The sequence below is a fragment of the Actinoplanes subtropicus genome (genome assembly GCF_000721705.1).
GTDB classification, from domain to species: domain Bacteria; phylum Actinomycetota; class Actinomycetes; order Mycobacteriales; family Micromonosporaceae; genus Actinoplanes; species Actinoplanes subtropicus.
The window spans coordinates 107,070-119,619 of record NZ_JOJL01000037.1; the positions used below are offsets into that span (position 1 = coordinate 107,070).

At 69.9% G+C, this 12,550-nt stretch carries 12 protein-coding genes; 8 read left to right on the forward strand and 4 right to left on the reverse strand.

The features are described from left to right. Positions 1 to 178: 178 nt before the first annotated feature. The 5 genes from IH26_RS0141210 to IH26_RS0141230 are packed head-to-tail and all read left to right on the forward strand — an operon-like array spanning position 179 to position 4,770. The gene (locus IH26_RS0141210) at positions 179 to 1,753 is read left to right on the forward strand and encodes a circularly permuted type 2 ATP-grasp protein (RefSeq protein ID WP_030441727.1); all 1,575 of its coding nucleotides are present in this window, start codon (positions 179 to 181) and stop codon (positions 1,751 to 1,753) included. Beyond that, on the forward strand, positions 1,747 to 2,685 hold the full coding sequence (locus tag IH26_RS0141215) for an alpha-E domain-containing protein (RefSeq protein ID WP_030441728.1): 939 nt from the start codon (positions 1,747 to 1,749) through the stop codon (positions 2,683 to 2,685). Before IH26_RS0141210 ends, IH26_RS0141215 begins: the two co-directional genes overlap by 7 nt. Before the next feature lie 40 nt (positions 2,686 to 2,725). Beyond that, entirely contained in the window at positions 2,726 to 3,589 is an 864-nt protein-coding gene (locus IH26_RS0141220) for a transglutaminase family protein (RefSeq protein WP_245665910.1), read from the forward strand. Between the two features lie 5 nt (positions 3,590 to 3,594). Continuing rightward, entirely contained in the window at positions 3,595 to 4,137 is a 543-nt protein-coding gene (locus IH26_RS0141225; protein WP_030441730.1) for a GNAT family N-acetyltransferase, read from the forward strand. Positions 4,138 to 4,167: 30 nt separating this feature from the next. After that, positions 4,168 to 4,770, forward strand: a complete 603-nt coding sequence (locus IH26_RS0141230; RefSeq protein ID WP_030441731.1) for a TetR/AcrR family transcriptional regulator — start codon at positions 4,168 to 4,170, stop codon at positions 4,768 to 4,770. Between the two features lie 2 nt (positions 4,771 to 4,772). Here the strand turns inward: IH26_RS0141230 and IH26_RS0141235 are convergent, their stop codons facing one another. After that, a complete protein-coding gene (locus IH26_RS0141235) occupies positions 4,773 to 6,524 on the reverse strand; it encodes an acetyl/propionyl/methylcrotonyl-CoA carboxylase subunit alpha (RefSeq protein WP_030441732.1) in 1,752 nt (583 codons plus the stop codon). Between the two features lie 34 nt (positions 6,525 to 6,558). On the opposite strand from IH26_RS0141235, the gene IH26_RS0141240 reads away from it, so the two are divergent. Genes IH26_RS0141240 through IH26_RS0141250 form a run of 3 tightly spaced genes read left to right on the forward strand, consistent with a single transcriptional unit; the run spans position 6,559 to position 8,892 of the window. Beyond that, positions 6,559 to 7,146, forward strand: a complete 588-nt coding sequence (locus IH26_RS0141240) for a PadR family transcriptional regulator (protein ID WP_342668347.1) — start codon at positions 6,559 to 6,561, stop codon at positions 7,144 to 7,146. A 42-nt stretch (positions 7,147 to 7,188) separates the two neighbouring features. Next, a complete protein-coding gene (locus IH26_RS0141245; RefSeq protein ID WP_030441734.1) occupies positions 7,189 to 8,133 on the forward strand; it encodes a daunorubicin resistance protein DrrA family ABC transporter ATP-binding protein in 945 nt (314 codons plus the stop codon). A gap of 3 nt (positions 8,134 to 8,136) precedes the next feature. Then, positions 8,137 to 8,892 carry an ABC transporter permease gene (locus IH26_RS0141250; protein WP_030441735.1) on the forward strand — a complete coding sequence of 252 codons (756 nt, stop codon included), beginning with the start codon at positions 8,137 to 8,139 and terminating at the stop codon, positions 8,890 to 8,892. Between the two features lie 40 nt (positions 8,893 to 8,932). Here IH26_RS0141250 and IH26_RS0141255 read toward each other — a convergent pair whose 3' ends face one another. The 3 genes from IH26_RS0141255 to IH26_RS60455 all read right to left on the reverse strand — a co-directional run bounded on the left by IH26_RS0141255 (position 8,933) and on the right by IH26_RS60455 (position 12,245). Then, the gene (locus IH26_RS0141255; RefSeq protein WP_030441736.1) at positions 8,933 to 9,550 is read right to left on the reverse strand and encodes a Maf family protein; all 618 of its coding nucleotides are present in this window, start codon (positions 9,548 to 9,550) and stop codon (positions 8,933 to 8,935) included. Positions 9,551 to 9,828: 278 nt separating this feature from the next. Continuing rightward, on the reverse strand, positions 9,829 to 10,977 hold the full coding sequence (locus IH26_RS0141260; protein WP_030441737.1) for a S8 family serine peptidase: 1,149 nt from the start codon (positions 10,975 to 10,977) through the stop codon (positions 9,829 to 9,831). 2 nt (positions 10,978 to 10,979) lie between these two features. Further along, positions 10,980 to 12,245, reverse strand: a complete 1,266-nt coding sequence (locus IH26_RS60455; protein WP_157437628.1) for a hypothetical protein — start codon at positions 12,243 to 12,245, stop codon at positions 10,980 to 10,982. Between the last annotated feature and the right edge of the window lie 305 nt (positions 12,246 to 12,550).

A 12,550-nucleotide genomic window follows, 5' to 3' on the forward strand; every position in this document is an offset into this window, starting at 1 on the left:
GCGGCGCGAGTTTTTCGCTCGCCTCCCGCGGGCGTACCGTTTGGGTGCCGGAGACGCCGGGTCCCCCGTTCTCGGTGTCTAGGCTGTGGGCCGTCGGTAGGTCCCGTATCGACGGCCCACCACCAATCTCTGTTTCGAGCGTTACAGGCCTGCAATCAGCGGCGCATAGTGTCCGCTCATGGCGGATCTTTTCGAGGAGTACCGCCTCGGCCCCGGCTGGGACGAGATGTTCAGCGAGCTCGGCATGCCCCGGGCGAGCTACGAGGCGCTGCATGCCACGCTCCAGCCGTTGTCCAGCGCCGAGCTGGGCACCCGGGCCGAGGTGCTGGCCCGGGCGTTCCTGGACCAGGGCATCACGTTCGCGCTCAAGGGCGTCGAGCGGCCCTTCCCGCTGGACATCGTGCCGCGGATCATCGCCGCGGCCGAGTGGCGGTCGGTGGAGCTCGGCGTGGCCCAGCGGATCCGCGCGCTCGAGGCGTTCCTGGCCGACGTGTACGGGGCCGGCCAGGTGCTCGCCGACGGTGTGGTGCCCCGGCGGATCATCGCGACCAGCGCGCACTTCCTGCGGGCCGCGGCCGGGATCAACCCGCCCAACGGCGTACGCATCCATGTTTCCGGGGTTGATCTCATCCGGGACGAGCAGGGCACTTTTCGGGTGCTCGAGGACAACGTGCGCATCCCGTCCGGGGTGAGCTACGTGATGGAGAACCGGCGGGCGATGGCCCAGGTGCTGCCCGAGGTGTTCGCCGCGACCCGGATCCTGCCGGTGGAGAGCTACCCGGCGATGCTGCTGCGGGCGTTGCGGGCGGCCGCGCCGGTCGGGGTGAGCGACCCGACCGTGGTGGTGCTCAGCCCGGGCGTCTACAACTCGGCGTACTTCGAGCACGCGCTGATCGCCCGGGAGATGGGCGTCGAGCTGGTCGAGGGGCGCGACCTGGTCTGCGTCGGCAACGACGTGGCGATGCGGACGACGGCCGGCGAGCAGCGGGTGGATGTCATCTACCGGCGGATCGACGACGACTTCCTCGACCCGGTGCACTTCCGGGCCGACTCGGTGATCGGGGTGGCCGGCCTGCTGAACGCGGCGCGGGCCGGGCGGGTGACGATTGCGAACGCGGTGGGCAACGGGGTCGCGGACGACAAGCTGCTCTACACGTACGTGCCGGATCTGATCCGCTACTACCTCAACGAGGAGCCGCTGCTCCCCAATGTGGACACCTACCGGCTGGACGAGCCGGGCGTGCTGGAGGAGGTGCTTCCGCAGTTGGACTCGCTGGTGCTCAAGCCGGTGGACGGGGCCGGCGGCGCGGGCATCGTGATCGGGTCGCAGGCTTCCGCGGAGGAGCTGCACGCCGTACGCGCAAAGGTCCTGGAAAATCCGCGCGGATGGATCGCCCAGCGTGAGGTGAAGCTCTCGATGGTGCCGACGCTGATCGGCAATCGGCTTCGCGGCCGGCATGTCGACCTGCGGCCGTTCGCGGTCAACGACGGCCAGCGGATCTGGGTGCTGCCCGGCGGGCTGACCCGGGTCGCGCTGCCGGAGGGCGCGCTGGTGGTCAACTCCAGCCAGGGCGGCGGCTCGAAGGACACCTGGGTGCTGGCCGGCGACGACGACGTGGTGCCGTTCGAGATGCCGCATCTGCCGACCACGCCGGCGCCGCTCCCGCCGGCCGCCAGCCCCGATCTCGGCCCGGGCGCCACGGGCGGCGAGGAGCAACAGCAACAACAGCAGCAGGGGAGGGCGTCGTGCTGAGCCGCATCGCCGAGTCGCTCTACTGGATCGGCCGCTACGTCGAGCGCGCCGAGGACACCGCCCGGATCCTCGACGTGCACTTGCAGCGGATGCTCGCCGACCCGTGGACACAGGAGGACGCGGCCTGCCGCTCGCTGCTCGGCGTGATGGGCATGCCGATCGTCGACGGGCCGTTCACCTCGGCCCGGGTGATCGGGCTGCTCGGCGTGGACGACAGCAACCCCTCCTCGGTGGTCGGCGCGCTGGCCGCGGCCCGGGAGAACGCGCGCGGCGCCCGCGAGACCGTCTCCTCGGAGATGTGGGAGTGCCTGAACGCGACCTGGCACGGGCTGCCGAACGCCCGCCGGCGGGTCGAGCAGCAGGGCGTGCACGCGTTCTTCCGCTGGGTGCGGGAGCGCTGCGCGGTGATGGCCGGGCTCACCGACGCCACCATGAGCCGGGACGAGGGCTGGCTGTTCCTGGTGCTGGGCCGCAGCGTCGAGCGGGTCGACATGACCGCGCGGCTGCTCCGTACCCACGAGAGAGCGGGCGGGAGCATTCCCTCCTGGATGACTCTGTTGCGCTCCAGCGGGGCTTGGGAGACCTTCTTGCGTACGTATCGGGGTGCGCTCGACGATCGGCACGCGGCCGAGTTCCTGCTGCTCGACCGCTTGTTCCCGCGGTCCGTCTTCGCCGCGCTCTCCGCCGCCGAGGGCTGTCTGTCCGATCTGGAGCCCGATCCGGGCCGGGCCGGCGTGGCCACCGACGCGCAGCGCATCGTCGGCCGGGCCCGCACCAACCTCGAGTTCCGTGGCGCCGACGAGCTGATCGGCGAGATGGCGACGGTGCTGGCCAGCCTGGAGAAGACGTGTTCGCAGGTCAACGACGCGGTCTCCCGGCGTTACTTCCGGCAGACCTCGGCGGTCAACTGGGTGCGGGGAGCGGTTGCATGATTTTCAGCTTTGTTTTTCGGCGCGTTTCGGAAGGCAGACCGTGACGGTGGATTCCTGGCGGCTGCGCATTCAGCACCAGACCGGCTTCGACTACGCCGGGCCGGTGTCGTCGTCGTACAACGAGGCCCGGATGTGGCCGCGCAACGAGACCCGGCAGGCGGTGCTCGACGCCCGGGTCGAGGTCTGGCCGCCGGCCCGCACGTACCGGTACGAGGACTACTGGGGAACCGTGGTCACCGCCTTCGACGTGCACGCCCAGCACGAGGCGCTCACGGTCACCGCGACGTCCACCGTGGAGACTTTGCCGCCCGGCGATCTGATCCCGGCCGGCGAGGGGACGGGCTGGGCGGCGCTGGACCGGCCGGAGGCGATCGACCGCTGGTACGAGCTGCTGCTGCCCAGCAAGCGCACCGGCCTCGACGACGAACTGCGCGGCATCGTCGCGGACATCAAGGCCGCGCACGCCACCCCGCACGCGGCCGCCCTCGCGGTCTGCGAGTTCGTCCGCGGCGAGGTGACCTACCAGACCGGCGCGACCGGGGTGCAGAGCGACGCGTTGCACGCGTGGGCCCAGCGCAAGGGCGTCTGCCAGGACATCAGCCATCTGACCGTGGGCATGCTGCGGGAGATGGGGCTGCCGGCCCGGTACGTGTCCGGCTACCTGCACCCGGCGCCGTCGGCCGGGATCGGGGACAGCGTCGTCGGCCAGAGCCACGCCTGGGTGGAGTGGTGGGTCGGCCGGTGGACGGCGTTCGACCCGACCAACGGGGTGTCGGTCGGCGAGCGCCACGTCGTGGTCGGGCGCGGGCGGGAGTACGGGGACGTGCCGCCGCTCAAGGGGGTCTACGCCGGGCCGAAGAGCACCGGGCAGGGCGTCGAGGTGACCATCACTCGCCTACGCTGAGGGTCGTGCCCGCCCTGACCTCGCCCACCGCCGACGTTCAAGCCTCGTTCCTGCGCGCCATGGCGGAGCATCGGGCGGAGGGTCGTGGCCGGCCGTCCGACCAGTCCAATGTGGGCCTCTATCTGCGTGTGTACGGCGAGGTCTGGCAGGACAAATCGGAGTTCTCGCGGTTCGTCGACGATCTGCTGGCGCAGGAGCTGGAGGAGACGCCGCGCCCGGCCGTCTTCGTTCCGACGACGTCCCTGTGGTGGGTCGAGGGCGACGAGTATCTGGGCCGGCTGGGCATCCGGCATCGGCTCGCGCCCGGCCGCACCGGCGAGCGGAACGGCCACATCGGGTACGACGTCCGCCCGTCCGCCCGGCGGAAGGGGCACGCGACGGCGATGCTCGCGGCGTCCCTGCCGATCGCGGCCAAGCTGGGCCTGCCCCGGGTGCTGATCACCTGCGACGACGACAACGTGGCCTCGCGCCGCACGATCGAGCGCAACGGCGGCGTCCTGCACGACCGGCTCGACGAGAAGCTCCGCTTCTGGCTGCCCACCTCCTGAATCTTTCCATTGGCAAGTTAACATGGCTCGATGGCCTACCATCACGGCGATCTGCGCCGGGCATTGCTGGCGGCGGCCGAGGAGGCGATCGCCGAGAACGGCGTGGCCACGCTGAGCATGCGCGACCTGGCCCGCCGGGCCGGCGTCTCGCACACCGCGCCGACCCATCACTTCCGCGACAAGGCGGGGCTGCTCACCGCGTTCGCGATCGAGGGCTTCGAGCAGCTGGCCAAGGCGCTGGCCACCTCCCGGCTGGCCAGCAACAGCATCGTCGAGCTGGGGGTGACCTACATCCGGTTCGCGGTGAACCGGCGGGCGATGTTCGAGGTGATGTTCCGCACCGATCTCTACCACCCGGACGACCCCGATCTGCTGGCTGCCCGGGCGAAGGCGGCCGACGCCCTCTACGCCGCCGTGCTGGACCTGCCCGACGGTGCTGCGGCTCGGGCCGCGAAACCCGGCGCCGCCGAGACCGCGCCGCCCGAGGTGCGCACCGCCGGCTTGGCGGCGTGGTCGATGGCGCACGGATTCGCCACGCTGTGGCTGACCGGCGCCTTCCCGGACCGCGACGTCGACCCGGCCGAAGCGGCCCGCCAGGTGTTCGCCGAGCTGCACCGCGAGAAGGCGACCTGACCTCAGTCGATCGTGCAGATGGTGGTGCCGGCCGTGACGGTGGCGCCAACCTCGACCGACAGGCCGGCGACCGTGCCCGATTTGTGGGCCTGGAGGGGCTGCTCCATCTTCATCGCCTCGACGACGACGATGGTGTCGCCCTCCTGCACCTCGTCGCCGTCGGAGACCGCGACCTTGACGATCGTGCCCTGCATCGGGGCGGTCAGCGCCGCCGCGCCGGCCCCCGCCGCGCTCGCCGTCGTACCGCCGCCCGACCGGCGCGCACCGGGCCGGGCGGCCGGTGCGGAACCCGTACCGGCCAATAGGTTTTTGGGCAGGCTCACCTCGAGTCGCTTGCCGCCCACCTCGACCACGACGGTCTCGCGCTCGGCCGGCGCGGCAGCCGCCGCGGGCGCGGTGAACGGCGCGACCCCGCCGGCCCACTCGGTCTCGATCCATCGCGTGTGGACGGTGAACGGCGCGGCCGTGAACGCCTCGTCGCGCACCACCGCGCGGTGGAACGGCAGCACGGTGGCGATGCCCTCGACCACGGTCTCGTCGAGAACCCGGCGGGAGCGCTCGAGCGTCTCCTCGCGGGTCGCGCCCACCACGATGATCTTCGCGAGGAGGGAGTCGAAGTTGCCGCCGATCACGCTGCCCGCCTCGACCCCCGCGTCGACCCGCACGCCCGGGCCCATCGGCCAGGTCAGCGACGTGACCGTGCCGGGCGCCGGGAGGAAGTTACGGCCCGGGTCCTCCCCGTTGATACGGAACTCGATCGCGTGGCCGCGGGGCGTCGGGTCTTCGGTGAGGGCCAGCGCCTCGCCGTCGGCGATCCGGAACTGCTCGCGGACCAGGTCGAGGCCGGCCGTCTCCTCGCTGACCGGGTGCTCGACCTGAAGCCGGGTGTTGACCTCCAGGAACGAGATGGTGCCGTCCTGGCCGACCAGGTATTCCACCGTGCCGGCGCCGTGGTAGCCGGCCTCGCGGCAGATCGCCTTGGCACTCGAGTGGATCTGGGCGCGCTGCGCCTCGCTGAGGAACGGGGCCGGCGCCTCCTCCACCAGCTTCTGATGGCGGCGCTGCAGCGAGCAGTCGCGGGTGCCGACCACCACGACGTTGCCGTGCGTGTCGGCGAGGACCTGCGCCTCGACGTGCCGGGGGCGGTCGAGATAGCGCTCGACGAAGCACTCGCCCCGCCCGAACGCGGCGACCGCCTCGCGGGTGGCGCTCTCGAACAGCGCCGGGATCTCCTCGATGGTGCGGGCCACCTTCAGCCCCCGGCCGCCGCCGCCGAAGGCCGCCTTGATCGCCACCGGCAGCCCGTGCTCGCGGGCGAAGGCGACGATCTCGTCGGCGCCGGCCACCGGCTCGGGCGTGCCGGCCACCAGCGGCGCGCCCGCACGCTGGGCGATGTGCCGGGCGGTGACCTTGTCGCCGAGGTCGCGGATCGCCTGCGGGGTCGGCCCGACCCAGGTCAGGCCGGCGTCGAGCACGGCCTGGGCGAACTCGGCGTTCTCGGAGAGGAAGCCATAGCCCGGGTGCACGGCGTCGGCGCCGCTGCGGGCCGCGACGTCGAGCAGCTTGTCGATCCGCAGGTAGGTCTCGGCGGCGGTCTCGCCACCCAGGGCGTACGCCTCGTCGGCGAGCCGGGCGGGCAGGCCGTCCCGGTCGCTGTCGGCGTAGACGGCGACGCTGGCGAGGCCGGCATCCCGACAGGCCCGGATGACCCGGACGGCGATCTCGGCACGGTTCGCGATCAATACCTTGCGCACGGCCTGAGCTTAGTGGCAGTTCTACTCTTAAGTAGTGTCGGCGACGCGCATGATGATCCTCGGGCTGGTGCAGTGGATGCAGCCCGTCCACGGCTATGACGTGCGGCGCGAGCTGCTCAGCTGGAGTGCGGACAAATGGGCCAACATCCAGCCCGGGTCGATTTATCACGCCTTGCGGAAGCTCGGCGAGGAGGGCCTGATCCGCGAGGTCGGCACCGAGCAGGTCGGCGGCCGGCCGGCCCGCACCTCGTACGAGATCACCGACAAGGGCAAGGCCGAGTTCCAGTCGCTGCTGCGCAACGCGTGGTGGCATATCGCGCCGGGCCCCGACCCTTTCATGGCTGCCTTCTCCTTCCTGCCGGCCCTGCCGCGGGACGAGGCCGCCGCGGCGCTGCGCAACCGGGCCACCCAACTGCGGGCCGGCGTGCGGCAGTTGGAAGCGGCGATGGGGTCGCACTGGGCGGATCAGAAGCCGGTCTACGTGAACTGGATGTGGGAACTGTCCGTCGCGCGTGCCGAGGCGGAGATCGCCTGGTGCGAGCGCACCGCGAAGAAGGTCGAGGCCAACGAGCCGTACATCGCCGGCGTGCCGCTGGACAAGGAATGGCCGGGTCATCTGTAATCAAGTTTGACTAGTAAAACTTGACCATCGTACGCTGCCCGCATGATAGAGACTCGCGGGTTGCGCAAGTCGTTCATGTCGCGCCAGGGGCGCGAGAAAAAGACCGTCGAGGCCGTACGCGGCGTGGACCTCGACGTGGCCGAGGGGGAGATCTTCGGGTTTCTCGGCCCGAACGGCGCCGGCAAGACCACCACGCTGCGCATGCTGGCCACCCTGATCGAGCCCGACGGCGGAACCGCCACGATCGCCGGCGCCGACCTGCGCCGCGACCCCGGCGAGGTGCGCCGCCGGATCGGCTACGTCGCCCAGGGCGGCAGCACCTGGGACGATTCCACCGCCCGCGAGGAACTGGTGCTGCAGTCGCGCCTGTACGGCGCGAGCAAGGCGTCGGCCCAGGCGCGCGCGGCGAGGGTGCTCGAGGGCTTCCAATTGAGCGAGTACGCCGATCGCAAGTGCAAGACGTACTCGGGCGGCCAGCGGCGCCGGGTCGACATCGCGCTCGGCATCATCCACGAGCCCAAGGTCGTCTTCCTGGACGAGCCGACCACGGGTCTCGACCCGCAGAGCCGCGCCCACATGTGGGACGAGATCCGCCGTCTGCGTGCGGAGGGCATGACGGTCTTCATCACCACGCACTACCTGGACGAGGCGGACGCGCTCTGCGACCGGATCTCCATCATGGACAACGGCGAGATCGTCGCCTCCGGGACGCCTGCGTCTCTCAAGCGGGAGATCTCCGGCGACGTGGTGCGCGTGGCGCTGGCGGTGGACACGATCGCCGCCGCGGCCGAGGCTCTGGAGAACTACAAGATCGAGACGTACGACGACAGCGTGCGCCTGTTCGTCGAGGACGGCGCCACGGCGATCCCGCAGATCCTGCGGGCTCTCGACGCGGCCGGTGTCCCGCTCGGGGCGATCGAACTGCACCGGCCCAGCCTCGACGACGTCTTCCTCACCAAGACCGGCCGATCCCTGCGGGAGAGCTGACCCATGAAGCTGCTGCGTGACACCTCGCTGATCTTCCAACGGCAGATCCAGCTGCTCCTGCGCAACCCGGTCTGGATCTTCGTGGGCGTGTTCCAGCCGGTGATGTACCTGCTGCTGTTCGCGCCACTGCTCAAACCCGCGCTCCAGGTCGGCTCCAATGCCGAGGCGTACGAAATCTTCGTCCCCGGTCTGTTGGTTCTGCTGGCCATCTTCGGGGGCCTGTTCCAGGGCTTCGGCCTGATCGCCGAACTGCGCGCCGGCGTGATCGAGCGCTCCCGGGTGACCCCGGTCAGCCGGTTGGCGCTGCTGCTCGGCCGCTCGCTGCGCGACGTGGTCTCGCTGATCGCCCAGGCCGTGATCATCACGCTGCTGGCGCTGATCTTCGACCTGCGCGTGTTCATCGGCAACCTGCTGCTGGCGTACCTGATGCTCGCGCTGATCTCGTTGATGACCTCGGCGCTCAGCTACGGCGTGGCGCTGGTGGTGAAGAGTGAGGACGCGTTGGCGCCGCTGATGAACACGGTGGCCCAGCCGGTGCTGCTGCTCTCCGGGATTCTGCTGCCGCTGACGTACGCGCCGGGTTGGCTGCAGGGCATCGCCGACTGGAACCCGTTCTCCTGGGCGGTGGACGGGACGCGCGCCCTGTTCCGCGGCGATCTCGGCGCGCCGGCAGTATGGCAGGGCCTGATCATCATGGCCGTGCTCGCGGCGGCGGCCGTCGGTTGGGCCGCTCGGGAGTTTGCCCGCTCGGTGCGGTGAGCCTCGAACCGCTTTGTCCCGATTTATTGGGACAAAGCGGTCATTTTGCTCGCCAGAGGTCGGTGATCGAGACGTCCATCTCGATGAGAAGCTTGCGGAGCAGCGGCAGGGACAGCCCGATCACGTTGCCCGGATCACCCTCGATCCGCTCCACGAACGCCGCGCCCCGCCCGTCGATGGTGAACGACCCGGCCACGTTGAGCGGCTCCCCGGTAGCCACGTACGCCGCGATCTCCTCATCGGTGACCTCGGCGAAGCGCACCACAGTGGTGCCGACCGCCTCCGCCTGCCGCCCACTGACCAGTCCCGTCAGGTGATGCCCCGTGTGCAGCACGCCCTCGCGGCCACGCATCATCGCCCACCGCTTGGCAGCCTCCGCGGCATCGGCCGGCTTCCCGAGAATCTCCCCGTCGAACGCCAGCACCGAGTCACACCCGAGCACCAGCACCCCCGGATCCGGCGGCAACTCGGCGGCGATGGCGCGCGCCTTCATCCGCGCGAGCGCCAGACACAACTCATACGCGTCGCCCGCCTCCACGACGGACTCATCCACCCCGCTGACCATCACCTCAGCATCGATCCCCGCGGCGCTCAGCAGAGCACGCCGAGCCGGGCTGGCCGAGGCAAGAACAAGCCGGTAGCCGATGTCGTTTCCCACGCCCCCGAGGCTACAAGCCCCAACCCCACCGAAGGAGCACAGACCCCCGCGTTTCCGCCCGAAGTTTCATCCCCACACGCCACCGCCACCGCCACCGCAGCCGCCGCCGTCAGCCCAGCCGCCACCGCCAACGCATCAGGAGCTGCCATCGCCGCTGCTGCCGCTGCTGCCGCTGCCGCCGCCGTCCCGCCGTAGTAGCCCCCCGCCGCAGCCGCCGCCGCAGCGGTTGTCGTCCGTCGGAGCCGCCGGCGCCGCACCTGTCGTCACCGCACCTGTCGTCACCGCCGCCGTCGTCGCTGCAGTGCGAAGAGCCCCGCCGCCCCACCGACAACAACCAGCCCAGCCAGCGCACCAAGCACAAGGAGTATCCGCTCCGAGCCCGGTCGCGCCTCCGGCGTGACGGCGGCGGTGGTCGCCCTCGGGTCGAGATAGCCGTCCTTCCCACTCCCCACCGAGCTGGCATTGGCCGTCGCGGAGGCGGTGGAACGCACAAGCGGCGGCACGTCAGCGGTCAACGCCTTCACAATGTCCAGCTCGCCATAGCCACACTCGTCATCCCGCCCAGGCGCCCCGACATCATCGGCGGTAGCAGTCAGCCGATGGATGACCTCACGAGCCGACAACCGAGGAAATTTCGCCCGAACCAGAGCAGCCGCCCCAGAAACAATCGCCGCCGCCGGCGACGTCCCCGTGCTGTCGGCATACGTCGACTCCGGCATTGCTGTCCTGATCCGGTCGCCCGGCGCGCAGATTTGAACCCTTGGGTCGGCCAACGAGAACGAAGCGTGCTTTCCGTCGCGCCCGGTCGCACCGACGGCCAATACCCCGTCCATCACCGCGGGGTAGTCGCTGATCGCGGACTCGGGTTTGTTGCCGATCGCCGCGACGACGACGATGTCGGCCTTGAGGGCATCGACGACGGCGTTCTCGATCTCCGGCGTGGGTCCCGCGCCCGCGGAGACATTGATGACGTCAGCGCCGTTCCGCACCGCCCACTCCACACCGTTGCCGAGGTCTGCGTCGGCGCCCTGAGCCTGAGTGTCGGCGACCCTTACCGGCAGAATCTTCGCCGCCGGGGCAACGCCGAGGACACCGGCATCGCCTCGGCCGTGCGCAGCGACGATCGCGGCCATGTTGGTGCCGTGGCCGTCATGGTCCGTGCGCCCGTCGCTGCCGCTCTCGCCTGCGATCACGGTTCTGCCGGGGAGCAGATTTCGGCGGAGGTCAGGATGCGGATAGGCCCCGCTGTCGACAACGGCAACTGTCACGCTGGAACCTCTCGTGATCGCCTGCGCCTGTGCTACGTCGAGCGTCTTCAGGTACCACTGGGCGCTTCGCGTGCTGTCGGCGATCGCCGGGCCGGCGGGGACGGTGAAAGCGGCCGCAAGGGTGACAACTCCCGCGGCTGCACCAAATCGGAAACGCATTCTCACTCGAGTCCTATCGCCGGTCCTGGATCGATGGGTAATTCCGGTGGCGGGAGGACGACGGGATCGACGCCCACGGCCGTCTCCCACGGGTTGTTCGGGTCCCAGCGCTTGCTGCCTGCCTCGCCGGCGCGACCTTGACGTCCACCGGGAGGGGCTTGCCCGTACACGCCGGACAAATACCCGCCGCCGACGCCCCGCCTGGACCCTTGTGAGCGATCACCGCCGCTGATAGTGCCGCCGACAGGATTCATTCGCCTTGCACCGCTGCGTCCGGAACCCTCGCGGCCGCCGCCATAACCGGGCATCCCGCCGATCAATCCGCCGGATGGCCCCGACCGCATCTCGCCTTCGGGCAGAACGCCTGGCTCGGTGATTCCTCCTCGAGCGACGTCGCCACCGCGCCTGCCACCGGGCACCGGTGGGGCTAACGGCTGGCCAAGACGGGGAGGCAGCGCTGTGCTGGGCGGAACGAGGCCTGGGCCCGTAACGGGGCCGTCGGCCCCGCCGGGTAGCACCGGGTTGACCGGGCTGAACGTTGGAGTCGGAGGTTGCGTAGTCCCGCCGAGTATCAATCCAGGCTGCGGAGCGCCGCTGGCCGGCGCTGAGCCAACTGAGGGCACCGCCGTGCGAGTCGACTTTGCCGCGTCACGATCGTTCGAAACGCTCGGCGTTATCCGGGGTAGAGGTGGCGCGACCAATTCGCCGTCACCGCCTACCGGGGTTGAGTCCTTGCCCTTCTTGCGGTATCGGGCATAGGGGGCTGGCTTGACGATCTGGGACTGGGCCACGGCGAGGTCGGTGCTTACGCTGCTGAGCAGCTTGACGGCCTGGAGGCGCAGTTGCTCCTGGTGAACCTGGGCTGTCGGCGTGCTGCCGTTTTGCGCTGTTCTGCTGATCTGGTACTCCTGGTAGATCTTTCGCATCTGGGCCTGCGCCTGGTGGATGGACCCGGTGACCGCGGAAAAGGCGCGGTGGTTGGCGATCGACGCTTCGTAGGTCTCCTTGACGTTGCTGATCAGCTCGTCGAGACGGTCCAGGTAGACGGCTGCGGCTGGGCTCTTCTGCGGGGGCCAGACGGCCGCGAGGTTGCTTCGGTACTCCTGCATCTGCCACAGGTGGTCGCCGAGCAGTTGGGCGGACTTGTTCCACGCCTCGACCAGCTGCCAGTGGGCTTGGACATCGGGGTTTTGGATCAGGCGCTGCATCAAGTGGAGCGTCATCGACTCCCAGGGCGTTCCTCCGCCACCGCCGCCTGTGTCCAGCATGGGGTCACATCCTTGCCGGGGGATCGGCCGGGATATGCGCCCGGCCGAAATGCCGTTAGCGCGTCGCGGATCTTTGCGTGGGGAAGTCTGTCGCAGCCGCTGAGGGGATTCCGATCTTATTTGCCGGCTGGGGGGCGACGCATTGGCAAGAGTAGTCAATGGGCGCCACCGCAGAAGAGAATTTTCCGGGCCTGTGGATAACCTATTGACCTGATCTCAACAAGATCCGGATAGATATTTGTATTCGTAGTGAGTCAGGTGCAGTGCGGCGGCGACGATTTCGCCGATCCGGCGTGGGCTGACGG

Excerpts from the sequence above, each read along its gene's own strand:
- IH26_RS0141210 (WP_030441727.1), top strand. The coding sequence starts at position 179 with ATGGCGGATCTTTTCGAGGAGTACCGCCTCGGCCCCGGCTGGGACGAG.
- IH26_RS0141230 (WP_030441731.1), top strand. The coding sequence starts at position 4,168 with ATGGCCTACCATCACGGCGATCTGCGCCGGGCATTGCTGGCGGCGGCC.
- IH26_RS0141245 (WP_030441734.1), top strand. The coding sequence starts at position 7,189 with ATGATAGAGACTCGCGGGTTGCGCAAGTCGTTCATGTCGCGCCAGGGG.
- IH26_RS0141250 (WP_030441735.1), top strand. The coding sequence starts at position 8,137 with ATGAAGCTGCTGCGTGACACCTCGCTGATCTTCCAACGGCAGATCCAG.
- IH26_RS0141260 (WP_030441737.1), bottom strand. The coding sequence starts at position 10,977 with ATGCGTTTCCGATTTGGTGCAGCCGCGGGAGTTGTCACCCTTGCGGCC.
- IH26_RS60455 (WP_157437628.1), bottom strand. The coding sequence starts at position 12,245 with ATGCTGGACACAGGCGGCGGTGGCGGAGGAACGCCCTGGGAGTCGATG.